The following is a 24,633-nucleotide window of genomic DNA, read 5'->3' on the forward strand; positions in this document are numbered from 1 at the left end:
ATTAGCAATATCGTAAAATTAAGGCAGTTTTTTTAGAAAACTGCCTTTATTTTTGCAAAAACAGCTCGGATCAGACCGCTTAATTGTATTAAATATTTCAGTGAATAGCATAAACGTGTAGAATAGGGAAAATTTTTTAGATTAAACTCAGAGGTAAAAATGAAACGAGTTGTTATCACCGGTTTGGGTATCATTTCAAGTATTGGTAATAATAAAGAAGAAGTTATCGCATCTTTACGTGAAGGAAAATCGGGTATTGAATTTGTACCGGGTTTTGCAGAAGTGGGCATGCGTAGCCAAGTCGCAGGAACAATTAAATTAAATCCAGCGGAATTGATTGATCGTAAAGTTTATCGTTTTATGGGTGATGCGGCCGCTTATGCATATCTTTCAATGAAAGAAGCGATTGAAGATTCAGGTTTATCAGAAGAACAAATTTCTAATGATCGTACAGGTTTGGTTATCGGTTCTGGTATTGGTTCTGCTCGTGGACAAGTCGCTGCTTGTGATGCGGTTCGTGGTCCTCGCGGAGTCAAAGGTATTGGACCTTATGCGGTTACAAAAACAATGGCATCAAGTGTTTCAGCTTGTTTGGCCACTCCATTTAAAATTCGTGGAGTAAACTATTCTATTAGTTCTGCTTGTGCAACATCTGCACACTGTATTGGACATGCAATGGAATTGATTCAACTAGGTAAGCAAGATATCGTCTTTGCTGGCGGTGCAGAAGAGTTATGTTGGGAAGGTGCAACACAATTTGATGCAATGGGTGCTGTTTCTAGTAAATATAATGATACGCCAACTAAAGCAAGTCGTGCTTATGATGCAAATCGTGATGGTTTTGTGATTGCGGGTGGTGGTGCAGTTCTTGTTATTGAAGAATTAGAACACGCACTGGCTCGTGGGGCAAAAATTTATGCTGAAATCGTGGGCTATGGTGCGACATCTGATGGTTATGATATGGTTGCTCCAAGTGGTGAAGGTGCTGTACGTTGTATGAAACAAGCAATGGCAACTGTTAATGGTGAGATCGAGTATATCAATGTGCATGGCACATCAACACCTGTTGGTGATGTAAAAGAGCTTGGTGCAATTCGTGAAGTATTTGCAGATAAATCACCAGCTATTTCATCAACTAAATCAATGACAGGGCACTCATTAGGTGCTGCTGGTGCACACGAAGCAATTTACTCATTATTAATGTTAGATAATGATTTTATTGCACCAAGTATCAATATTGAAACTCTCGATGAACAAGCTCAAGGAATGAATATTGTGACAGAATGTCAAAATAAAGCACTAACTACGGTAATGTCAAATAGCTTTGGCTTTGGTGGAACTAATGCTTGCTTAGTATTCCAAAAATATAAAGGTTAATTCTTGGTTGGATTCTTTGTTCAATTTTTGATATAAAGACGTGGGGTTTTCCCCACGTTTTTTTTATTTTTAATGTTTATTTTTGGAGTGTAATGATATGAACAAAGCAAAACAAATTTTGTTCGCATCGTTGATTGCGGTTTCAACAATAGCTGCTGCAAATGTATCAACAGAAATGCGTCAAATGGGACGTAACGTCAATGGATTGCTGAGAGCAGATTCAGTTGAGAGCTTCCAACAAAGTGCAACAGAATTTTTAGTTGCAGCTAAAAAAGCTCAAGAAAAAATGCCATCAAGCCTTGATGGTGATCAAGAAAAATTTAAAGGTTATCAAAAAGGCATACAAGAGGTGATTGATGTTGTGGAACAGGCGAACCAATCAGCTAAAGATGGCAAACTTGATGAAGCTAAGACAACGGTAGAAAAGCTGAATCAACTCAAAAAAATCTATCATTCTGAATACAAATAATATTTAGCAAGCGGTTTGTTCTCTCATCTTTTTTACAAAAAGAATGAAAATCAGACCGCTTATTTTATAAGGCGATTATGCAACAACATTCAATTACTAAGATTTTATTAACTATTGCGGCTATTGTGATTATTCTTGCTGGAGTTAAATTAGCCACAGAAATTATTATTCCGTTTTTATTGTCATTATTTATTGCAATCATTTGCTCTCCTATCATTAAAGCAATGACAGATAGAAAAGTACCTCTTTGGTTAGCAATTACCCTACTTTTCGTACTTTTTATTGTGATTTCATTTTTCTTGATTGGTTTGATCAACAGCACAGTGCGGGAATTCGCTCTTTCAATTCCAACCTATAAAATTTTACTTTCTCAGCGTATTGCTGATCTATTAGCACTGGCAGAAAAATGGAATATATCTCTTTCGCTCTCTCGTGATGATATTATGAATGAGCTTGATCCCAGCAGAATTATGAATTTAGTAACTAGTTTACTCTTAAGTTTCTCTGGAGTGGTGACAAATATTTTTGTGTTATTACTTGTTGTTGTCTTTATGCTATTTGAAGCTCCAACAGCAAAACATCGTTTAGCAATTGCTTTAAGTTCAAATAATAATGACGCCATAGCACAGGAAAATCATATTAACCGTATTCTACAAGGTGTGATTAGTTATTTAGGGGTAAAAACATTAGTCAGCTTACTCACAGGATTTTGTATTTGGGCACTATTGGAGCTTATGGGTGTACAGTATGCAGTATTATGGGCAACATTAAGTTTCTTGCTAAATTATATTCCGAATATTGGCTCTATACTTGCGGGCGTACCCATTATTGTTCAAGCTTTGCTGTTAAACGGTTTTTCGGTTGGATTTGGTGTTGCGCTTGGTGTGATTAGCATCAATATGATTATTGGAAATGTATTAGAGCCTAGAATGATGGGAAGAACATTAGGGTTATCGACGCTAGTGGTTTTCCTTTCTTTACTTTTCTGGGGATGGATTCTGGGTACAGTTGGAATGTTGCTTTCTGTTCCTTTAACAATGGCTCTCAAAATTGTACTAGAGTCTAGCCCAAGTACAGCGAGATATGCCTTATTGCTAGGTGATGTTCCAGAAGAAAAATTACTCAAATAGGTATGTGGGGTATTTTTAGGGGGAGTAGATTAGTCTCTTTGATTTTTATAGACATGATCTACTTCACCCCCCCCTTGTTTATATTAAGAAGCTATCCCAATAAACATCGGTAATAAAAAAGGTATGGCTAAATTAACAATAAATCCAAAACTAATCGCTAACGGCACAACTTGCATTCCGCCTGATTTTTGGATAATTGGCAAGGTACAATCAAGCGATGTCGCCCCACCCAATCCAACCGCAGTCGAAGGAAACATTCTCATAAAGAAAGGAATACTGAATAAGCAGAAAATTTCGCGAGAGAGATCATTAAAAAAAGCAATACTGCCGTAAACAGGGCCCCACGCATCATTAACTAACACACTCGATAACGAATACCAACCAAACCCTGAAGCAAAAGCTAATGCTTTGAATAAAGGTAAATCTAATAGATAGGCGGAAATTACCCCACCAAGCAAACCACTACCCATAAAGATCAATGCTGTAAATATTCCACGTTTATTTAAAAATACTTCTTTCAAAGGAATACCGCTATTGCGTAGCTGAATACCGACACAAAAAATCATCACAACAAGCACATAAGTACTAGAGTGAAGCGGGAAATCTAATATACCCTTCGTTAAAAAGCCAAAAATTCCCCCTGCTAATACCGTTGAACATAACACCAAGGATTCCAAAAGCTGTTTCCAACGTGATGGTAATTCTTCTGCTGTTAAAGCAGTTCGTTTCATTGGATATAATTTATCGAAAAGCATTAAACTTCCGATATTACAACAATGAATAATGGTACTTAGCCCCAAAGCTGTCAGCCCAATTTGGGGAAGTTTAGTTTCTAAATCATCTAATTGCCCTAAAGCAATGCCCATTATCAACAAAATTAAGTAAAGGCTATACATTGTCGTTTTATTAACTACCGCTATTACCTTAGGATTATGAACACGAAAAAGATAGCCTAAAAAAAGTGGCACAAAGGCAATCAATAGCCCATAAATCATTCGTTCCCCCTTTCAATTTTCCTTTTTATTATTAAGGATAAATTTTAACAATAAATTAACGCAATAAAACTGTTTTTATATACAGTTATTTGATATGCTAACAAGCGGTTACTTTCTCTCAATTTTTTGCAAATGAATATATCACGAAAAATTATTCACATTGATATGGACTGTTTTTACGCCTCAATAGAAATGCGTCAAAATCCTACCTTGATCGGTAAAGCAGTTGCCGTTGGTGGAAGTGCAAATCAACGAGGAGTACTCACCACTTGCAATTATGAAGCGAGAAAATTCGGGCTACACAGTGCAATGCCAACTGCTCAAGCATTAAAATTATGTCCGCAATTAGTGCTGTTGCCCGTAAATATGTCTTTATATAAAGAAGTATCTGCCCAAATTCACCAAATTTTTCAACGATATACCTCTATTATAGAGCCACTTTCGCTAGATGAAGCCTATTTAGACGTAACGCATTGCCAACATCATTCTGGTTCAGCTACTTGGATTGCTCAAGCAATCCGCCAAGCAATTTGGAATGAATTACAATTAACCGCCTCGGCAGGCATTGCCCCACTAAAATTTCTTGCCAAAATTGCCTCTGACCAAAATAAACCGAACGGACAATTTGTAATTACTCCCGAGCAAGTTGCTGATTTTATTTCAACACTTCCATTAAAAAAGATCCCTGGTGTAGGTAATGTGACAAATGAAAAACTCAAACAGCTAGGATTTCACACCTGTGCAGATATTCAGAAATCAGAAAAACACTTTATTTTCCAACAATTTGGTAAATTTGGACAGCGTTTGTGGGATTTTAGCCACGGTATTGATGAACGAGAAATTGAAGTCAATCGCCCACGCAAATCACTTGCTGTTGAAAATACCCTACTACAAGATATTTCTGATTTAAACAGTGCTGAAATGATTGTCTGCGAACAATTTAATAAACTTATCTTTCGCATTCAGAGAAACTGGGCTGATACACCTTTATCCGAATTTAAAAAATTAGGTATCAAACTTAAATTTGATGATTTCAGTCAAACGACTTTGGAAAGAACAATGGATAACTTTACTCAAGAGAATTTCTTATATTTACTTGAACAGATCTGGCAACGAAGAAATGGACGAAAAATCCGCTTAATCGGTATAAACGTTCATTTTCCAAACAAAAAAGTAACAACACAGTTAAACTTATGGGAATAATTGTTGCCGAAACCTTGAATTTTGCTAAATTATCGCCATTTACAAGCGGTCTTTTTTACTCAACTTTTTACAACTTGGAGAATTATCTACTATGATGAGAATTGCACTCTTTCTTGCAACAAACTTTGCCGTAATGATTGTATTAGGCATTATCTTAAGCGTAACGGGCATTGCGGGTAACAGTACTGGCGGCATCTTAATTATGTCAGTGCTTTTTGGTTTTGCAGGTTCATTGATCTCATTATTTTTATCAAAAACAATGGCTTTACGTTCTGTTGGAGCAGAAATTATTACTGAGCCACGCAATAATGCAGAACATTGGTTAGTTGAAACCGTTAAACGTCAATCACAACAAGCAGGTATTCCAATGCCTGATGTCGCCATTTACCACTCAGCTGATGTGAATGCTTTTGCAACAGGTGCAACAAAAAGTAACTCTCTTGTTGCAGTAAGTACAGGCTTATTAAATTCAATGACCCAAGATGAAGCGGAAGCCGTTGTTGCACACGAAGTTGCTCATATTGCAAATGGCGATATGGTTACGATGACTTTATTACAAGGTGTACTGAATACCTTTGTTATTTTCTTATCTCGAATGATTGCAACCGCTGTATCAAGCACTCGCAACGACAATGGTGAAGAAAGCCAAAGCACTGGGATTTATTTCCTAGTATCAATGGTGTTAGAAATTCTCTTTGGTGTATTAGCAACGATTATTGCAATGTGGTTCTCTCGTTATCGTGAATTCCGTGCGGATGCTGGCTCAGCAAGCCTTGTAGGTAAAGAAAAAATGATTGCTGCCCTACAGCGTTTACAAAAACTACACGAACCAGAAGAGCTACAAGGTTCATTAAACGCATTTATGATCAATGGTAAACGTAAAGAGCTCTTTATGAGCCACCCACCACTTGAAAAACGCATTGAAGCGTTAAGAAATTTATAATTTGATACATAAGGGGCTAATCTACTTTAGCCCCTTTTATTTTCTTTAATTTGCAAAAATGCTCTCTAATCTTACCGCTTGTTGATCGAAAACTTGGTAGAAATCCAAATACCCTTTAAAATAGCAACGTATTTATACTGAAGAAAAGAGAAATTATGTCTAAACAATCTTTTTCGATTGATGAGATGACTCAAGATCAATCAACTTGGCAAACCTTTAAACGTTTATGGCCGATGATTTCGCCATTTAAGTTGGGTATTTTAGTGGCAATGGTCGCAATGGTATTTAATGCGGCTGCAGATGCTTATTTAATCACAATGCTTAAACCTTTAATTGATGAAGGTTTTGGTGGACAAGCGGATCGTAACTTTTTAAAAGTAATGGCATTCATTGTGGTTGGGTTGATTTTTGCTCGTGGTTTAACTAGCTTTGTATCAAGTTACTGTTTGGCTTGGGTGTCAGGCAAAGTCGTAATGACAATGCGTCAGCGTGTGTTTAAACATTTGATGTTTATGCCTGTAACTTTCTTTGATCAAAATTCATCAGGTAAATTATTATCCCGTATTACTTATGATTCAGAACAGATTGCAAGTTCATCAGCCAGTGCTTTGCAAAGTGTTGTTCGAGAAGGGGTGTATATTCTTTTTCTCGTAATTACAATGTTTTATTATAGTTGGCGACTTTCTCTTGTGCTGTTTATTATTGGGCCTTTGATCGCTATTTTGATTCGAGTGGTATCTAAACGATTTAGAACACTTAGCCGCAATATGCAAGAATCTATGGGTAGTATGACTGAAAGTGCTGAGCAGATGCTAAGAGGGCATAAAGTGGTACTTTCTTTTGGTGGACAGAAAGTAGAAGAAGAGCGTTTTAACCGTACAAGTAACGATATGCGCCGTAAGGGAATGAAAATGATGGCGGCAACGGCAATTTCTGATCCGATTATTCAGGTAATTGCTTCATTAGCCTTAGCCGTTGTGTTATTTGTTGCAGGTTCACCTGAAATTATGGGCGATAGTTTAACAGCAGGGGAGTTCGCTGCGGTAATTGGTGCGTTGATGGGGATTCTACGTCCATTAAAAACCTTAACCAATGTTAATGCCCTGTTTCAACGTGGAATGGCGGCTTGCCAAACCTTATTTACGTTATTTGATTTACCGACAGAAAAAGATAATGGCACTTACCAAACTCAGCGGGCAAAAGGCGATATTCGCTTTGAAAATGTCACTTTCACCTATTATGGTAAAGAGCAACCTGCACTAAAAAATATCTCTTTTGATCTTGCTGCAGGTAAAACATTAGCATTAGTGGGGCGTTCAGGATCTGGTAAATCGACCATCGCAAATTTAATTACGCGTTTTTACGATATTGATGCAGGGAATATTTATTTAGATAACCAGCCAATTCAAAATTACACCTTAAACAACTTGCGTGAACAGTGTGCGATTGTGTCGCAGCAAGTTCATCTTTTTAACGACACGATTGCCAATAACATCGCTTATGCGGCAAAAGATAAATATAGTCGAGCAGAAATTGAGCAAGCAGCTAAAGCGGCTTATGCGATGGAATTTATTGAAAAAATGCCACAAGGTTTGGATACGATCATCGGTGAAAATGGGGTGAACTTATCGGGCGGTCAGCGTCAGCGTTTAGCCATTGCTCGAGCATTATTACGAAATTCACCAGTATTAGTTCTTGATGAAGCCACATCTGCTTTAGATACGGAATCAGAGCGAGCTATTCAAGCTGCATTAGATGAGCTACAAAAAGATCGTACCGTTCTTGTCATTGCTCACCGCTTATCTACGATTGAAAAAGCAGATGAGATTTTGGTGGTTGATCACGGGCAGATTATTGAGCGTGGAACTCACAGTGAACTACTTGCACAAAACGGTGCTTATAAACAACTTCATAGCTTACAGTTTGGATAGTAGGGCAATCAAATTTGTTGTTTTGTTTCGAATTTTTCGGTCTAGAAAGGACAATCTTGGATATAGATTGCCATAGACTTTCTCATAGGTTTTTTGTCCCTTAATATTCCTTTCTCACGTAGGGTAAAGATAAAGTATTAAACCTTGTATCATATATAAATAAGCACATTGTCTTGATGTGGGGTGAAATTCTTTTAGCCTCTCTTGATATTCTTTCACTTTGTTCGTGGCTTGTTCTCTATAGGTCGTCATCTTTTTTAAGTGCAATATTCATTTTTTCAATGCGTTATATGCGATGGACTAAAGGCTGTGGCAACTATTTAAAGCTCTTTGTATAGAGTATAAGTGATTGAATTTAAATAGAAATATGGCACGCCCTAAAGGATTCGAACCTTTGACCCACGCCTTAGAAGGGCGTTGCTCTATCCAGCTGAGCTAAGGGCGCAATAAATAGATAATATTAAGAATAGTACTATAAAAAAGAAGTGGTCGGCGAGATAGGATTTGAACCTACGACCCACTGGTCCCAAACCAGTTGCGCTACCAAGCTGCGCTACTCGCCGACGTAAGATGTGCAGAATTATAGTTTTTTTTATTCTTTCGTCAATCCCTTTTTAATTTCAGCTTATTTGAATGACTGTTCTTTGAACGTTAAACATATTAAGACTTATCAAAAAGCAAAAATTTTGAGAGAATAGCAAACGTTTTCGTATCACTAGGAGCCAAACAATGTCTGCAAATATTATTTCAGGAACATCCATTTCAAACCAAATAAAAAATGAAGTAGCAACTAAAATCTCGCATTATCTTGAACAAGGATACAGATCACCAGGGCTTGCGGTTATTTTAGTTGGTTCAGATGCTGCTTCTCAAGTGTATGTTGGAAGTAAAAGAAAAAGCTGTGCTGAAATCGGCATTCAATCCCAATCATACGATCTTCCTCAAGAAACAACGGAAAAAGCCCTTTTAGATTTAATTGATGAGTTAAATAAGGATGAAAGTGTAGATGGCATTTTGGTTCAGTTACCGCTACCTAAACATATTGATAGCACCAAAGTGATCGAAGCAATTCAACCCGATAAAGATGTTGATGGTTTCCACCCATATAATGTCGGCAGATTATGCCAACGTATTCCAACCTTAAGAGCTTGTACACCTTATGGGGTAATGAAACTCTTAGAAAATACCCAAGCTGATCTTTATGGTAAACACGCTGTTATCGTAGGAGCATCCAACATTGTAGGACGCCCTATGGCATTAGAATTGTTATTAGCTGGATGTACCGTTACCGTTACTCACCGTTTTACTAAAGACCTCGCATCTCATATTCGTCAGGCGGATATTTTAGTAGTTGCGGTAGGCAAGCCTCAATTTATTCCTGGTGAATGGGTTAAAGAGGGTGCCATTGTGATTGATGTTGGTATTAACCGTATTGACGGCAAATTAGTCGGCGATGTGGAATTTGAACAGGCTTCTCAAAGAGCGAGCTATATTACGCCTGTTCCTGGTGGCGTAGGTCCAATGACTGTTGCAATGCTGATGCAAAATACCTTACAGGCTTATCAGCATCATATTTCACTGTAACAGACAACAAAAAAAGCAGGCTAAAGCCTGCTTTTCTATTTTCATACGAAAATTAAACTTTTTGCATTGCTGCAACTTCTGCTGCGAAGTCAGTTTCAACTTTCTCAATACCTTCACCAACTTCTAAACGAATGAAGTTAGATACAGAAGTATTTACTGATTTTAAGTAGCTACCTACTGATTGAGAAGGATCCATTACAAATGCCTGACCTGTTAATGATACTTCACCAGTGAATTTAGCCATACGGCCTTCAACCATTTTCTCGGCGATTTCTTTGGGTTTACCTGAGTTCATTGCGATTTCGATTTGAATTTCACGTTCTTTTGCAACTACTTCTGCAGATACATCTTCTGGGTTTACAAATTCAGGTTTAGATGCTGCAACGTGCATTGCAACTTTCTTCAATTCTTCTTCTGAACCTTCACCAGCAACTAATACACCGATTTTCGCACCGTGTAAGTATTGTGCAATCACTTGACCATCTAAGTATTGAACACGACGAATGTTCATATTCTCACCAATTTTTGCAACTAAAGCGACACGTTTTTCTTCAAATTGTGCTGCTAATGCTTCAATTGAAATACCTTTGTTTGCTAATGCATAGTCAGCAACTTCGTTTGCTAAGCCTAAGAAACCTGCGTCTTTTGCAACGAAGTCAGTTTGGCAGTTCATTTCAACTAATACACCAAAACCTGCACCAATACGAGCTAAGATTACACCTTCAGCAGCGATGTTACCTGCTTTCTTAGCCGCTTTAGCTTGACCAGATTTACGCATATTATCGATTGCTAACTCGATATCACCGTTTGCTTCTACTAACGCTTTTTTACATTCCATCATTCCAGCGCCTGTACGCTCACGAAGTTCTTTTACTAGAGATGCTGTAATTTCAGCCATTTTTTTATTCCTCTTAAATATAAACAAAGAAAGCAGGGGAATTGTCGCCCCTGCTTCACAAATTACGAATGTGTATAGGGCTTATGCCTTAATACGATTATTCAGCCGCTTCTTCTGCAACGATTTCAACTTCTTGACCACGCCCTTCTTTGATTGCTGCAACTGCTGCATCTAAGTAAAGTTGGATCGCACGAGCTGCGTCATCGTTACCAGGGATAACGTAGTTTACGCCATCTGGACTTGCGTTAGTATCAACGATAGCAAATACAGGAATACCTAAGTTGTTTGCTTCTTTGATTGCGATATGTTCGTAGTCTGCACCGATTACAAAAATTGCATCTGGAAGACCAGCCATATCTTTAATACCGCCTAAGCTTAATTCTAATTTCTCAAGCTCACGAGTACGCATTAATGCTTCTTTCTTAGTAATTTTATCGAAAGTACCATCTTGAGTTTGAGTTTCTAGATCTTTTAAGCGTTTGATTGATTGACGAACTGTTTTCCAGTTAGTCAACATACCACCTAACCAACGGTGGTTTACGTAGAATTGTTGGCTCTCTACTGCTGCTGCTTTTACGGCATCAGATGCTGCACGTTTTGTACCAACGAAAAGAATTTTACCATTGTTACCTGCAATGCGTGTTAATTCAGCTAACGCATCGTTGAATAATGGTAATGTTTTCTCTAAGTTGATGATATGAACACCATTACGAGCACCGAAAATGAAAGGTTTCATTTTTGGATTCCAGTAACGAGTTTGGTGACCGAAGTGAACGCCTGCGTTAAGCATATCGCGCATAGATACTTGTGCCATAAGAAATTTCCTTTATGTTAGTTCCCAATTTTATGGGAAGGGTTTTGCCTCCACATATCCTGTATATCGACCATTAAAATAACTTACTTAATAGCACCCCGATAATCAGTTGGCGATATGTGTGTGATTTTGGGTTAATAAAAAATGATGTTTTTTGCACTGTTTTTCAATGAAAAGCAAGCACAAAAAACGGACGGATTTTACAGAAAAGCAAGGAAAAAAGCTATAACTATTTCACGACAAGCGGTGCGTTTTGCAAAAAATTTTACCTTTCACACCGCTTGTAAAGCTATTATGCTTTTTTCTTCGTTGGACGTTGCCAATTTTGAATATGACGTTGTGGCACACGAGTAATCACTAATTCTTTTTCCGCCACATCTTTAGTTACTGTTGAACCAGCACCAATGGTTGAACCACTCGCAATCGTTACTGGAGCGACCAACTGACTATCAGAGCCAACAAACACATCATCGCCGATGATTGTTTTAAATTTATTCGCTCCATCATAGTTACAAGTAATGACGCCAGCACCGATATTACAATTTGCCCCAACTTCTGCATCACCTACATAAGCCAAATGGTTTACTTTTGAGCCTATGCCCACTTGTGCATTTTTAATTTCAACAAAGTTACCTACGTGAGTATCGTCTCCTAAGTGTGTGCCAGGGCGTAAACGAGAGAATGGTCCAATTTTAGCTTGCTTGCCAATAACGGTATCTTCAATTACAGAATAAGGTTTGATCTCTACATCATCACCGATTTCACAATTTTTCAGTACTGAACCTACACCAATTTTGACACGATCGCCTAACTTAATTTCGCCCTCTAAGACAACATTCACATCAATATAAACATCTTTACCGTGTGAAACCGTACCACGCACATCAAAACGCTGTGGATCAACAATAGTCACGCCAGCCAACAACAATTTTTCAGCTTGCTTTTTTTGATAATAACGCTCTAAAGCGGCAAGTTGTAAGCGATTATTTGCACCTTCCACTTCCATTAAATCTGTCGCTTGCACCGCTTGTACTTTGAAACCATCACGATTTGCCATTGCAATCACATCAGTAATGTAATACTCGCCTTGAGCATTGTTATTGTTTAATTGAGCTAACCATCTTTTGAAACTCGCACCACTTGATACCATCACCCCAGTGTTAATTTCTTGAATTTTTAACTGTTCAGGGTTGGCATCTTTTTGCTCAACAATTGCGACTACCGAGCCATTTTCACGAATAATTCGCCCATATCCTGTAGGGTTCGCTAATTCAACAGTCAGTAAAGCGATACCATTTTCAGGCTTAGCCGCAATCAACTTCTCTAAAGTTTCTTTGGTAATCAATGGAGAGTCACCATATACCATTAAAATATTTTCATCGTCAGCAAAAAATGGTGCAGCTTGTTGCATTGCATGTCCTGTACCGAGTTGCTCTGCTTGTAACACCCAATTTACGGGTTCATTAGCTAAACGCTGTTGTAGTAGGTTGCCACCATGCCCATAAATTAAATGAATTTGTTTAGCATCAAGCTGTTTTGCAGTATCAATCACATGTTTTACCATTGGCTTACCTGCGATAGGGTGTAAAACTTTAGGTAAATCTGAATACATACGAGTGCCTTTACCCGCAGCAAGAATAACAACGCTAAGTTGGGTCATTTTGAAATCCTTATAAGAAAAAATTCCGGACATTCTACCGAAATTTGAGAAAAATGAGAAATAAACAAGTGGTTGCTTTCATTCAACATTTTGCAAAAAAATTTCAGGGAAGTTATTGTTTGTCTAAGAGTTGAACATTCAATTCAAAAGCTTACATTTTGAATTACCTATATATTATTTCCCCTTTAGCATCATACTATAGCCATCACATCTATTTTTAACGTTGTTATCATAAGCCGTACCAAAACACTCTCTATTTTTTTAAGTTATTCAAGATAAGATCATGTTTTAAACCATACATATAACCCAAATTAGTTTGGGTCATTACACTCATTTTCTGCAGCTTTCTGGTACCATTTTGCTTTCAAAGCCCTGTCGTTAAAAATACCCACAATAAGCGGGTATTTTTGACGAAAGATTTACAAATCAAACTCCATACTGCTCGCGATATTCCATCATTTTAGGTAAGAATGGGGTATATTGTGCTGATTTTTCAAGATATTTCACTAAATCATCAAAATCAATAATAGAGAATACTCGACATTGGTAATCACGCTCTACTTCTTGAATTGCAGAGAGTTCGCCTTTGCCTTTTTCTTTACGGTTTAGGGCAATCAATACACCAGCTAGGTTAGCTTTATTCGCATTGATAATTTCCATTGATTCACGAATGGCAGTGCCTGCGGTAATTACATCATCGACTAATAAAATATTTCCGAATAAACCACTGCCGATTAAATTACCACCTTCACCGTGATCTTTCGCTTCTTTGCGGTTAAAACAACAAGGTTTATCAATATCAAACTGGTTTGCAAGTGCAACAGCGACAGTTGTTGCTATCGGAATTCCTTTATAGGCTGGGCCGAATAACACATCAAATTCAATGTCACTCGTCTGAATTGCTTCGGCATAGAACTCTCCTAATCTAGCGAGATCTCTCCCTGTGTTAAATAAGCCTGCATTGAAAAAATACGGGCTTAATCTGCCTGATTTTAAGGTAAATTCACCAAATTTAAGCACGTTACGGCTTAAACAAAATTCGATAAAGTCGTGTTTGTATTGTTCCATTTTATATCCTTTGTTTTTATTGTGATTTGCAAAAAATCGAATAAATCTTACCGCTTGTTATTCAGGCGTAATCCAATTTACCGACCAAGATCCAGTTCCTTCAGGTACAAGAACATCAGTCAAGTAAGGAAGAATTCTTTTCATCTGGCTTTCTAATTGCCAAGGTGGGTTGATTACAATCATTCCACTTGCAGTCATTCCTCGTTGATCTGAATCGGGGCGGACAGCAAGTTCAATTTGTAAAATTTTGCGAATGCCTGTTGCTTCCAAACCGCGAACAATACGCTTAGTATGCTGGCGTAGCACTACGGGATACCAAATTGCATATACACCAGTCGCAAAACGCTTATAGCCTTCAATAATCGCTTTTACCACCAACTCATAATCTTCTTTTAATTCATAAGGTGGATCAATAAGTACTAGCCCACGTTTTTCTTTCGGAGGTAAAGCAGATTTTAGTTGTTGAAAACCATTTTCTCGCTTAGTCACGACATTGCGATTTTTCGCAAATTCATTACGAAGTAAAGGGAAATCATTTGGGTGTAACTCGGTAAGTAATGCACGATCTTGTGGGCGGAGTTGTTGTACCGCCAATAATGGCGAACCAGTATAAAAGCGTAGCTTATCTTTATTGATCTTCTTAATTTCATTGAGATACATGGCGACTTCTTCAGGTAAATCATCACGCTCCCATAAACGAGCGATACCTTCGACATATTCCCCCGTTTTTTCCGCTTCGGCACTCATTAAACTATAACGTCCTGTGCCAGAATGGGTATCTAAATAGAAGAAACCTTTCTCTTTTTGTTTCAGTGCATCCAAAATTAAGGTTAAAACAATATGTTTTAACACATCGGCGTGATTACCTGCGTGAAAACTGTGACGATAACTAAGCATTTTTGTTCTCTTTCTTGTAAAATAGGTCTTATTTTAACGTATTTCCGACTATTAAACTATTTCTTGTTATCGCTTATGAACACTTTACACATTGATAATGGTTGGTTGCTTGGAGAAAAACAAGTCATTTCTCCTCATTTCGACCCTCGTCCATTTAATGATGACATTTCACTCCTTGTTATTCACTACATTAGTTTACCCCCCGATGAATTTGGTGGGGATTTTATTGATCGATTTTTTCAAGGGAAACTTGATCCAACAGAACACCCTTATTTTGAAGAAATTAAAGACTTAAAAGTATCGGCTCACTGTTTAATCAATCGTCAAGGAAATATTACACAATATGTCAATTTTAATGATATGGCTTGGCATGCAGGAGCATCTAGTTTTGATGGGAGAGAAAAATGTAATCAATTTTCGATTGGGATAGAGTTAGAAGGGAGCAATAATCAACCATTTACTCAAGAACAATACCAAACCTTAGCAAAACTTACCAAAGTTATTATTAAAACGTACCCTAAAATTACGCCTGAAAGGATTGTAGGACATTGTGATATTGCCCCAGGACGAAAAATTGACCCAGGGCAGTATTTTGATTGGTGTTATTATCGAGATTTAATTAGCCAGACCTAGTTAAGCTAATAAATAAGCGACTTGATTTCATTGAAATTTTGCAGTACTTCAGTGAAATCAGATCGCTTATAGCAATAGAAATTATAGAAGCCCTAATACTTTCCGTCCGTTAATACTTGCGATATTTGCCATTTCATCTAAATTAGTAAAGCGGCAACCTGCGGATAATAAACTCAGTTCTTGCCACATATCACCTTCGCATAAAGGAACCATATAGTCACAGATGTTATCTGTACCGAGTGCAACTGTAATCCCTTCTGGAATCATTTCATCAGCTGGGGTAAGAGCATTGTGGAAAGGGAGTAGTTCATCTTTACGTGGGCTATCAATCCACGCCATAGGGCAAGCAATAACCATCATTTCACAGGCTTTCATTTTTTTATACAACATTTGGCGATATTCTTTTGGATGAGCACCAATAGAGATACCGTGAATAGCCACAACACGCCCTTGCATTCCGTGTTCTACGGATTTATCACATAGCTGTTCCGTTTCTTTTTCCTTTGGTGAGTTGAATTGGTCGACGTGAACATGCAACATTTTTCCTTGTGATTTTGCCGTGTCCATCAGAATATCCATCGCTTCTAAACCTTTACCGTAATCTAATTCATCACGATAAGGTAAGCCACCGATCATATCTACCATTTCCGAACCGATATCGAACCATTTGCGTGCATTCGGTTCAATTACTCCTTTTAAAGTTTGGTTAGCAAATTTTAAAGTGATGTCATTTTTATAGACTTCACGTGCTTTGTGGGCGGCAATAATCGCTCTATCTTCACAAATCTGATCAATATCTACAAAGCTACCAAGTGCGGTTACTCCTTGAGAAATCATCAACTCAATGGATTGGCTAAAACGGCGATAATAATCTTCAACGCTAGATTGACGTTTTACTTCATCAACTAAATCCCATTTTTGTCGTAAATTTGATTCCTGATAGATTTTGATTTTCTCTGGTGTCATCGTAAAAGCACGGTCGGCGTGAGCGTGGGAATTTACCCATCCCCCTTTTTTGATAACTTCATCACGAATATGGCTTTTTAGCGTACGAATCAATTGGCTCATTCTTTCTGTATCCTTAATGTATAACGATTTATAAATTTTAGGCAAAAAAAAGATCTCTACAATGTAGAGATCTTAGATATGGGTAATAGAAAAACCGCTAAACCTTGATATGTTTTTAGGTTTAGCGATGTGAATTTGGTTGTCATTTGAATTTGGTTGTATTGCATTTCTAGTTCCTTATTGGCACTAGGCGGATAGTATAATTTTATCTAGCTTGAAATGCAAACGTTTGCGGTAAATTAAGCGGGCAGATCTTTCAATAATTTTTCAATCACACGAGAAACTGCAAAAAAACCAAATGTTGCTGTTACCATTGTTGCTGCTCCAAAGCCATTGGCACAATTCATTGTTGCCGATATTTCACAGCCTTCTTGCATTTTGGGGAAAATCAATGGTTGGGTTGAGAAAACACAATCAATCCCAAATTTACGTTTTGGATTTTGACTAAAATGGTATTCTTTGCGTAACAAACTACGGACTTTTGACGCTAATGGATCTTGAATAGTCTTACTCAAATCGGTAATTTGAATTTGCGTAGGATCAGTTTGCCCACCTGCTCCGCCAGTAGTAATAAGTTTGATTTTATGACGTTTACAATAAGCAATAATGCCAGCTTTAACACGCACACTATCAATGGCATCAATCACATAGTCATAGCCTTGATTCAGATATTCAGCCAGATTATCAAGGGTAATAAAATCATCAATAATAAGAACTTCACATTCAGGATTGATTTTTAAAACCCTTTCCCTCATTACTTCTGTTTTTAGCTTACCAATTTCACCAGACATTGCGTGAATTTGACGATTGATATTGGTTACGCAAATGTCGTCCATATCAATTAGAGTTAGCTTACCGATACCTGAGCGAGCAAGGGCTTCCACCGCCCAAGAGCCAACGCCTCCGATACCGATAACACAGATATGTGCTTGTTGTAAGCGAGCTAATCCTGCTGGCGTATAAAGTCTGCCAATACCGCCAAAACGCTGTTCATAATTATCTATTCTTGTCATTCTATTTAATAACTCTATAAATTTAATAAGTAGTGAAATAACTTAAAGTTATAAGTTTTAACATATTTTTTATAAATTAGGCTAGACATTTATATTTTTTGCCTGTACTCTGAAAAAGCGATGGATAATCGTAATCTTTAAATCTTTAAATTTCAATAAGTTAGTAAGGAGATCTTATGAAAGAATTTCTATCCGATGTTTTAGATAGTGCAAGTAAACAATTAGATAAAGCCAAAAAAGCATTAGACGAGTCTATTGAAAAAGGTAAAGAACTAGCAGAAGATGCAAAAGATAAAGTTTCCGAAGCCAAAGATGCCGTCGTTGATAAATTTGATGATGTAAAAGACAAAGCTGAAGATCTGAAAGATGATGCTGCTGATAAAGTAGAAGATGCTAAAGATAAAGCTGAAGAGTTAAAAGATGCCGCTGCTGATAAAGTAGAAGATGCTAAAGATAAAGCTGAAGATCTGAAAGATGATGCTGCTGATAAAGTAGAAGAAGCTAAAGACAAAGCTAAAGATTTGAAAGATTCTGCGGAAACTAAATTTGATGAAGTCAAGAATGCAGTCGAAGAAGTGGAAGGCGATGCAACAGATAAATATAACGAAGCTAAAGCTAAAGTAGCTGAATTAACGGAAGAGGCTAAAAATGACTGTAACAGTAAGTTTGAACAAGTAAAAGAGAGCGTCGCATCATTTGCTGATTCAGTTGGTGAAAAAGTTGATCAAGCGAAAGCATCTGTAGCTGGTACTTTAGATTCACTAGGTAAAGCTATCCAAGATAAAGCTGCTGAGTGGAAAGATGCAGATAAAAAATAAATAGCTCTTATACATACATTATTTAAAAAGTTGTGAGCGGTTAGTTCTAGGAGCTAACCGCTTTAAATTTTAGACCTTATACATTCCCATTTTTAATGTTTTCTAACTCTTCCCAGCGTTCAAATGCTTGTTCTAAGGCTTGCTCGGTATCGGCGAGTTTTTGTAGCTGTGCTTGGGTGTAACTTGGATCTTTGCTAAAGAAATCAGCACTATTTACTTCTAACTGTAATGTTTCAATTTCAGCTTCAAGCTGCTCCATTTTTTCAGGTAACGCTTCCAATTCACGTTGATCTTTATAAGAGAGCTTCACTTTTTTTGCAGGTTCGGTTTTCGCTTTTTCCTGTTCTACAAGCGGTAGCTTTTCAGTTGTTTTTTGCAAATTTTTACTTGTATCTGACCGCTTGTTTTCAAGGCTAGTGTGATAATTTTCTTGTTGCTGTTTTGCATCGTGATAGCCACCGATGTATTTATTTAAAATGCCATTACCTTCAAAGATGTAACACTCTTCAACGGTATTATCAATAAATTGACGGTCGTGGCTTACGATCAAGAGTGTGCCTTGATAGTCGGCTAATAGTTCTTCCAATAACTCTAAGGTTTCCACATCAAGATCGTTAGTCGGCTCGTCTAATATCAATAAATTATTTGGTTTAAGTAGTAACTTCGCCAACAATAAGCGGTTACGTTCACCACCAGATAATGCTTTAACAGGTGTCATTGCTCGTTTTGGTGGGAATAAAAAGTCTTGTAGATAGCCTAAAACGTGGCGTTTTACACCATTTACTTCAATATCTTGCTTACCATCAGCTACGTTATCCATCACTGTTTTTTCAGGATCAAGTTCAGCACGATATTGATCGAAATAAGCTACTTCTAATTTCGTACCACAGCGAATAGAGCCTGATGACGGTTGTAATTCGCCTAATAAGAGCTTGATAAAGGTGGTTTTTCCACAGCCATTTGCACCAACAAGGGCAATTTTATCGCCACGCAGAATAGTCGTGCTAAAATTGCTCAATAACGTTTTACCTGCAACTTCATAGCTGGCATTTTCCACTTCAAAGACAATTTTGCCAGAACGAGCGGTCTGATCGAGCTGAATTTTTGCTGTTCCCAACACTTCTCGGCGATTTCGTCTTTCTTCTCGAAGGGCTTTTAAGGCTCTTACACGTCCTTCATTACGGGTACGGCGAGCTTTAATACCTTGTCTTATCCAAACTTCTTCTTGGGCGAGTTTCTTATCAAACAGCTCATTTTGTAATGCTTCGACACGCAAGTCTTCTGCTTTAGTTGTGAGATAAAGATCGTAATTTCCAGGGTAAGAAACTAATTTACCGCGATCTAAATCCACAATACGAGTTGCCATTTTGCGAATGAAAGCACGATCGTGCGAAATAAAAATAATGCTGCCTTTAAAATCCAACAAGAGATTTTCTAGCCAGTGGATTGCATCAACATCTAAATGGTTGGTTGGCTCATCTAGTAGCAACACATCGGGGTTTGACACTAACGCTCGTGCCAGTGCCGCTTTACGCAGCCAACCACCCGACAAGGCGGAAAGTGGTGTGTCTGGGTTTAGTTCTAGCAAACGGAGTGTATCTTGAATACGGTTTTCAAACTGCCAACCATTAGCGTGCTCAAGTTGAGTTTGTATAGCGGAAAGCTTTGCCAGTAAAGTGTCGTTATAGTCTGTTTGCATTTCAACAGAAATATGATGATATTGCTTTAACAGATCAGCAAGATGGCTAATACCTTCCGCAACATAATCAAAAATTGTCCCTTCTGCAAAGCGTGGTGGGTCTTGCTCTAAGCGAGAGACAACAATATCTTTCTCAAAAATCAGTTTGCCATCATCAAGTTGAATTTCGCCAGCAAGAATTTTCATTAGGGTGGATTTACCTGCCCCATTACGTCCAACTAAACAGACACGCTCGCCTGCTTCAATATGTAATTCAGTGTGATCTAACAGTGGGTGATCGCCAAAGCCTAGGTAGGCATTAGAAAGGTTAATTAAAGCCATAATCTCGATATCTTATAAAAAATTTTGCAAATTTTAGCAGTTTTATGACCGCTTGTAAGCGGTGGTTTTTAGGGAAAGTTTTACAACTGCGTAGCGATTTCTTACTTTGTGCTGGTTTAATGCAATGAGCTTAAATGATGTGGCATTTGTGACAGTTGGACAAATCGAAATTCCAGTAATGTTTATGATCTCTTATTTTATCTTTAAAGAGCGTTTAAACTCGCAAGATTTAGTCGGTATTTTCCTAATTGTTGCAGCCGCATTATTGGTTGTGTGGGGATAAAATCGTTTAATCGTGAAAGATAGTTTTTAAACAGATTTTACAAAAAGGGTTGAGCTGAATACAATGTCCACACAAATTCTTGTAGGAATAAACGAACTATGAACCGAAATCGTCCCTTTCAAACTATCGCTATTGTGGGTAAACCTCGCCACGATATTGCGTTGGAAACACACTTAGCTGTTTATAACTGGCTAAAAGAACGTCAATATAATGTCTTAGTTGAGAAAAATATTGCTCAACAACTGAGTTTACCTAACCCAATGAGCCTTCAAGAAATTGGTGAAGGGGCGGATCTGGTGATTGTAATTGGTGGCGATGGTAATATGCTCGGAATGGCTCGCCAGCTGGCAAAATATCAAGTGCCACTGATCGGGATCAATCGTGGAAATCTTGGCTTTTTGACCGACATCGCCCCACAATCTGCCTTTGAGCAGTTGCATAGCTGTTTAGAGCGTGGTGAATTTATCATTGAAGAACGATTTTTATTAGATGCGAAAATCGAGCAAAATGGCAAAATTATTGAATCGAATAACGCCTTAAATGAGGTCGTGGTGCATTCTAGCCAAATTGCTAGAACCATTGATTTTGAAGTGAGTATTGATGGGAAATTTGCTTTTTCACAACGTTCTGACGGTTTAATTATTTCAACTCCAACAGGTTCAACGGCTTATTCACTTTCGGCTGGTGGGCCTATTCTTAGTCCTAATTTGAATGCGATAGCACTGGTGCCAATGAACCCGCATAGTTTGTCTTCTCGTCCATTGGTAGTTGATGGCGATAGCCTTATTTCACTGCGTTTCGCTCAATATAATCAACCTAACTTAGTGGTAAGTTGTGATAGTCAGCGTTTACTACCTTTTAGTGCTGATGAACGCGTTATTGTGCAAAAAAGTGCAGATAAATTAAAATTACTTCACCTAAAAGATTATAACTATTTCAATGTGTTAGGCTCAAAATTAGGCTGGTTGAGTAAGTTGTTTTGATAAGTTAAGCGGTAGGATCACGCAAATTATTTGCAAAATAGAATGTAAATCTTACCGCTTGTTAGCTTTAAATCGCTTTTTGATATACATTCTGTGAATAAAGATTATCGCCAATTTTTTCAGCATTTTCTTGCACTTCTACAAAGACAAAACCGCAACGTTGGGCCACTGCATTACTACGAGAATTATGAAGGGCACAGCGTAAAATATAATGGGTAAATTGATCTTGAGTCGCATTGATAATTGCATTAACCGCTTGTGTAACAATGCCTTGCCCTTGCATTTCAGGCGAAAGCCAGTAACCGATGTGGGCTGTTCTGTTTTTCCAATCAATCGGCTTATTAAAACTAATTGTTCCTACCGCTTTTCCTTGCCAGCAAATCGCCCAAACAAAAGATTCGCCACTTTCTGCTTCCGTTTCACACAATTTCACAAAATTCTGTGAGTCTTCCAACTTATGCGTAAATCTTGTCCAATGGACAAATTGAGATAAATAATCACGATGGCGATCAATCTGTGTAAAAATAGCTTCACTATGCCTATCATTGATTTTCTCAAGTACAATTTCATTATTTATTACAATCTGTTGCGGTAGCTTGTACATCATTTTATTCTCCCTTTAAATCAACAAGATTGGAATTTACGCTCAAAAATTTTACATATCAAGAAATAAGCGGTCTGTTTTTATAAAAATTTTGCAGTTTTTTGTGATCTACCCTTGAAAAGTAAATTCTTGCCACCAAATAGCTCGCCGTTACCCTAAAATCAGGGAAAATATTTTAATCTAGGCTATAAGGAGCTATTTCAATGAAAATTCGTCCATTACACGATAAAGTTATTTTAAAACGTGAAGAAGAGGAAACTAAATCAGCAGGCGGTATTGTATTAACAGGTTCTGCTGCAACAAAATCCACTCGTGGTAAAGTATTAGCGGTCGGTAACGGTCGTACTTTAGATAATGGCACAGTACTCCCGTTAAATGTGAAAGTGGGCGATGTAGTTATCTTTAATGAGTATGGTATAAAAGCAGAGAAAATTGACGGCGAAGAAGTCTTAATTCTTTCTGAAGATAATATTTTAGCAATCGTAGAATAATTGAAATTATAGGAAATTAAAAAATGGCAGCAAAAGACGTAAAATTTGGTAATGATGCACGCGTTAAAATGTTAAACGGTGTGAATGTATTAGCAGACGCAGTAAAAGTAACGTTAGGCCCGAAAGGTCGTAACGTAGTATTAGATAAAGCATTTGGTGCACCAACGATCACTAAAGATGGTGTTTCAGTTGCTCGTGAGATCGAATTAGAAGATAAATTCGAAAATATGGGTGCACAAATGGTAAAAGAAGTGGCATCAAAAGCGAACGATGTAGCGGGCGATGGTACAACGACTGCAACAGTATTAGCACAAGCTATCGTAAACGAAGGCTTGAAAGCAGTTGCGGCAGGTATGAACCCAATGGATTTAAAACGCGGTATTGATAAAGCCGTTACCGCTGTGGTTGAAGAATTAAAAACACTTTCTAAACCTTGCGAAACATCAAAAGAGATTGAGCAAGTAGGGACAATTTCTGCAAACTCAGACAGCACTGTGGGCAAACTCATTGCTCAAGCAATGGAAAAAGTGGGCAAAGAAGGCGTAATTACTGTTGAAGACGGTACAGGTTTAGAAGATGCTTTAGATGTTGTAGAAGGTATGCAGTTTGATCGTGGTTACTTATCGCCATACTTCATCAATAAACCTGAAGCAGGTACCGTTGAGTTAGAAAATCCGTATATCTTGTTAGTGGATAAAAAAATCAGCAACATTCGTGAAATTCTTCCTGTATTAGAAGCGGTAGCAAAAGCAGCGAAACCATTGTTAATTATTGCAGAAGATATTGAAGGCGAAGCATTAGCAACTTTAGTGGTGAATACAATGCGTGGTATCGTGAAAGTTGCAGCAGTGAAAGCGCCGGGATTTGGCGATCGCCGTAAAGCAATGTTACAAGATATTGCGATCTTAACGGCAGGTACAGTGATTTCAGAAGAAATCGGTATGGAATTAGAGAAAGCAACGCTTGAAGAGCTTGGTCAAGCGAAACGTGTTGTGATTTCAAAAGACAATACCACTATTATTGACGGTATCGGTGATGAAGCACAAATTAAAGGTCGTGTTGCTCAAATTCGTCAGCAAATCGAAGATTCAACATCAGATTACGACAAAGAAAAACTACAAGAACGTGTAGCGAAATTAGCTGGCGGTGTTGCAGTAATCAAAGTGGGTGCGGCAACTGAAGTTGAGATGAAAGAGAAGAAAGATCGTGTTGATGATGCACTTCACGCAACTCGTGCAGCGGTTGAAGAAGGTATCGTTGCTGGTGGTGGTGTAGCATTAGTTCGTGCTGCAAGCAAAGTAGCAACAACCTTAAAAGGCGATAATGAAGAACAAAACGTAGGTATTAAACTGGCGTTGCGTGCAATGGAAGCTCCACTTCGTCAAATCGTCACTAACGCAGGTGAAGAAGCATCAGTTGTTGCTCGTAATGTAAAAGATGGTAGCGGTAACTACGGCTATAATGCAGCAACAGAACAATATGGCGATATGTTAGAAATGGGTATTTTAGACCCAACTAAAGTAACTCGTTCAGCATTACAATTTGCAGCATCTATCGCAGGTTTAATGATCACCACAGAATGTATGATCACCGATTTACCTAAAGATGAAAAAGCTGACTTAGGCGCTGGAATGGGCGGTATGGGTGGAATGGGCGGAATGATGTAATTCGCTCACTCCCGAATATAAACGTATAAAAGGCTTGGTAGATAACCAAGCCTTTTGTCTATTACATCTCTTATTATTTAGAAA

23 protein-coding genes and 2 tRNA genes are annotated in these 24,633 nt (G+C 37.9%); 13 read left to right on the plus strand and 12 right to left on the minus strand.

The annotated features are described in order from the left end of the window. Positions 1-159 precede the first annotated feature (159 nt). From fabB to A1D26_RS08945, 3 genes are all read left to right on the plus strand, one after another. Positions 160-1,377 carry a beta-ketoacyl-ACP synthase I gene (gene fabB, locus A1D26_RS08935; RefSeq protein ID WP_157403671.1) on the plus strand — a complete coding sequence of 406 codons (1,218 nt, stop codon included), beginning with the start codon at positions 160-162 and terminating at the stop codon, positions 1,375-1,377. Positions 1,378-1,474: 97 nt separating this feature from the next. After that, positions 1,475-1,846, plus strand: a complete 372-nt coding sequence (locus tag A1D26_RS08940) for a cytochrome b562 (protein ID WP_157403672.1) — start codon at positions 1,475-1,477, stop codon at positions 1,844-1,846. Positions 1,847-1,923: 77 nt separating this feature from the next. Continuing rightward, the gene (locus A1D26_RS08945; protein ID WP_157403673.1) at positions 1,924-2,976 is read left to right on the plus strand and encodes an AI-2E family transporter; all 1,053 of its coding nucleotides are present in this window, start codon (positions 1,924-1,926) and stop codon (positions 2,974-2,976) included. 83 nt (positions 2,977-3,059) lie between these two features. Here the strand turns inward: A1D26_RS08945 and A1D26_RS08950 are convergent, their stop codons facing one another. Beyond that, on the minus strand, positions 3,060-3,971 hold the full coding sequence (locus tag A1D26_RS08950; RefSeq protein WP_157403674.1) for a lysine exporter LysO family protein: 912 nt from the start codon (positions 3,969-3,971) through the stop codon (positions 3,060-3,062). 132 nt (positions 3,972-4,103) lie between these two features. Between A1D26_RS08950 and dinB the strand changes: the two genes are divergently transcribed. The 3 genes from dinB (at position 4,104) to msbA (ending at position 8,048) form a co-directional block, all read left to right on the plus strand. Beyond that, positions 4,104-5,174 (plus strand): DNA polymerase IV, encoded by a 1,071-nt coding sequence (gene dinB, locus A1D26_RS08955; protein ID WP_157403675.1) that lies wholly within the window; start codon positions 4,104-4,106, stop codon positions 5,172-5,174. 91 nt (positions 5,175-5,265) lie between these two features. Beyond that, positions 5,266-6,117, plus strand: coding sequence for a protease HtpX (gene htpX / locus A1D26_RS08960; RefSeq protein ID WP_157403676.1), 852 nt, complete (start codon positions 5,266-5,268; stop codon positions 6,115-6,117). Positions 6,118-6,272: 155 nt separating this feature from the next. Next, positions 6,273-8,048, plus strand: a complete 1,776-nt coding sequence (gene msbA / locus A1D26_RS08965; protein WP_232516821.1) for a lipid A ABC transporter ATP-binding protein/permease MsbA — start codon at positions 6,273-6,275, stop codon at positions 8,046-8,048. A gap of 368 nt (positions 8,049-8,416) precedes the next feature. On the opposite strand, the gene A1D26_RS08970 is transcribed toward msbA, so the two are convergent. Next, a tRNA-Arg gene (locus A1D26_RS08970) sits at positions 8,417-8,493 on the minus strand. Between the two features lie 41 nt (positions 8,494-8,534). Then, positions 8,535-8,611 (minus strand) — tRNA-Pro (locus A1D26_RS08975). 166 nt (positions 8,612-8,777) lie between these two features. Between A1D26_RS08975 and folD the strand changes: the two genes are divergently transcribed. Beyond that, positions 8,778-9,632, plus strand: coding sequence for a bifunctional methylenetetrahydrofolate dehydrogenase/methenyltetrahydrofolate cyclohydrolase FolD (gene folD, locus A1D26_RS08980; RefSeq protein WP_157403677.1), 855 nt, complete (start codon positions 8,778-8,780; stop codon positions 9,630-9,632). 52 nt (positions 9,633-9,684) lie between these two features. Here the strand turns inward: folD and tsf are convergent, their stop codons facing one another. From tsf to A1D26_RS09005, 5 genes are all read right to left on the minus strand, one after another. Next, positions 9,685-10,530, minus strand: coding sequence for a translation elongation factor Ts (tsf, locus tag A1D26_RS08985; RefSeq protein ID WP_157403678.1), 846 nt, complete (start codon positions 10,528-10,530; stop codon positions 9,685-9,687). Positions 10,531-10,627: 97 nt separating this feature from the next. Beyond that, entirely contained in the window at positions 10,628-11,344 is a 717-nt protein-coding gene (gene rpsB / locus A1D26_RS08990) for a 30S ribosomal protein S2 (RefSeq protein ID WP_157403679.1), read from the minus strand. Between the two features lie 292 nt (positions 11,345-11,636). Further along, positions 11,637-13,004 (minus strand): bifunctional UDP-N-acetylglucosamine diphosphorylase/glucosamine-1-phosphate N-acetyltransferase GlmU, encoded by a 1,368-nt coding sequence (glmU, locus tag A1D26_RS08995; protein ID WP_157403680.1) that lies wholly within the window; start codon positions 13,002-13,004, stop codon positions 11,637-11,639. A gap of 426 nt (positions 13,005-13,430) precedes the next feature. Beyond that, positions 13,431-14,072, minus strand: coding sequence for an orotate phosphoribosyltransferase (gene pyrE / locus A1D26_RS09000; RefSeq protein ID WP_157403681.1), 642 nt, complete (start codon positions 14,070-14,072; stop codon positions 13,431-13,433). Between the two features lie 57 nt (positions 14,073-14,129). After that, a complete protein-coding gene (locus tag A1D26_RS09005; RefSeq protein ID WP_157403682.1) occupies positions 14,130-14,969 on the minus strand; it encodes a 23S rRNA (adenine(2030)-N(6))-methyltransferase RlmJ in 840 nt (279 codons plus the stop codon). Between the two features lie 75 nt (positions 14,970-15,044). Here A1D26_RS09005 and ampD point away from each other — a divergent pair, with 75 nt between their 5' ends. Then, complete coding sequence (gene ampD / locus A1D26_RS09010; RefSeq protein WP_157403683.1) at positions 15,045-15,602, plus strand: 1,6-anhydro-N-acetylmuramyl-L-alanine amidase AmpD; 558 nt, start codon at positions 15,045-15,047, stop codon at positions 15,600-15,602. A gap of 81 nt (positions 15,603-15,683) precedes the next feature. Here the strand turns inward: ampD and A1D26_RS09015 are convergent, their stop codons facing one another. Both A1D26_RS09015 and tcdA read right to left on the minus strand, forming a co-directional pair. Beyond that, the gene (locus A1D26_RS09015) at positions 15,684-16,670 is read right to left on the minus strand and encodes an amidohydrolase family protein (protein WP_157403684.1); all 987 of its coding nucleotides are present in this window, start codon (positions 16,668-16,670) and stop codon (positions 15,684-15,686) included. A gap of 239 nt (positions 16,671-16,909) precedes the next feature. Next, positions 16,910-17,683: a tRNA cyclic N6-threonylcarbamoyladenosine(37) synthase TcdA gene (gene tcdA / locus A1D26_RS09020; protein ID WP_157403685.1), complete on the minus strand. Its 774-nt coding sequence runs from the start codon at positions 17,681-17,683 to the stop codon at positions 16,910-16,912. A gap of 176 nt (positions 17,684-17,859) precedes the next feature. Between tcdA and A1D26_RS09605 the strand changes: the two genes are divergently transcribed. Next, positions 17,860-18,501 carry a hypothetical protein gene (locus A1D26_RS09605; RefSeq protein ID WP_198303154.1) on the plus strand — a complete coding sequence of 214 codons (642 nt, stop codon included), beginning with the start codon at positions 17,860-17,862 and terminating at the stop codon, positions 18,499-18,501. A 76-nt stretch (positions 18,502-18,577) separates the two neighbouring features. On the opposite strand, the gene A1D26_RS09030 is transcribed toward A1D26_RS09605, so the two are convergent. After that, positions 18,578-20,521 carry an ABC transporter ATP-binding protein gene (locus A1D26_RS09030; protein WP_157403686.1) on the minus strand — a complete coding sequence of 648 codons (1,944 nt, stop codon included), beginning with the start codon at positions 20,519-20,521 and terminating at the stop codon, positions 18,578-18,580. A 124-nt stretch (positions 20,522-20,645) separates the two neighbouring features. Between A1D26_RS09030 and A1D26_RS09035 the strand changes: the two genes are divergently transcribed. Together A1D26_RS09035 and A1D26_RS09040 are read left to right on the plus strand one after the other, a co-directional pair. Next, entirely contained in the window at positions 20,646-20,804 is a 159-nt protein-coding gene (locus A1D26_RS09035) for a hypothetical protein (protein ID WP_157403687.1), read from the plus strand. A gap of 98 nt (positions 20,805-20,902) precedes the next feature. Continuing rightward, on the plus strand, positions 20,903-21,787 hold the full coding sequence (locus tag A1D26_RS09040; RefSeq protein WP_157403688.1) for an NAD(+) kinase: 885 nt from the start codon (positions 20,903-20,905) through the stop codon (positions 21,785-21,787). 67 nt (positions 21,788-21,854) lie between these two features. On the opposite strand, the gene A1D26_RS09045 is transcribed toward A1D26_RS09040, so the two are convergent. Further along, entirely contained in the window at positions 21,855-22,394 is a 540-nt protein-coding gene (locus A1D26_RS09045; RefSeq protein WP_157403689.1) for a GNAT family N-acetyltransferase, read from the minus strand. A gap of 200 nt (positions 22,395-22,594) precedes the next feature. Between A1D26_RS09045 and A1D26_RS09050 the strand changes: the two genes are divergently transcribed. Then, positions 22,595-22,882, plus strand: a complete 288-nt coding sequence (locus A1D26_RS09050) for a co-chaperone GroES (RefSeq protein WP_157403690.1) — start codon at positions 22,595-22,597, stop codon at positions 22,880-22,882. Between the two features lie 23 nt (positions 22,883-22,905). Next, positions 22,906-24,549, plus strand: a complete 1,644-nt coding sequence (gene groL, locus A1D26_RS09055) for a chaperonin GroEL (RefSeq protein ID WP_157403691.1) — start codon at positions 22,906-22,908, stop codon at positions 24,547-24,549. Positions 24,550-24,633 lie beyond the last annotated feature (84 nt).

This window comes from Ursidibacter maritimus, assembly GCF_009761395.1.
GTDB classification, from domain to species: domain Bacteria; phylum Pseudomonadota; class Gammaproteobacteria; order Enterobacterales; family Pasteurellaceae; genus Ursidibacter; species Ursidibacter maritimus.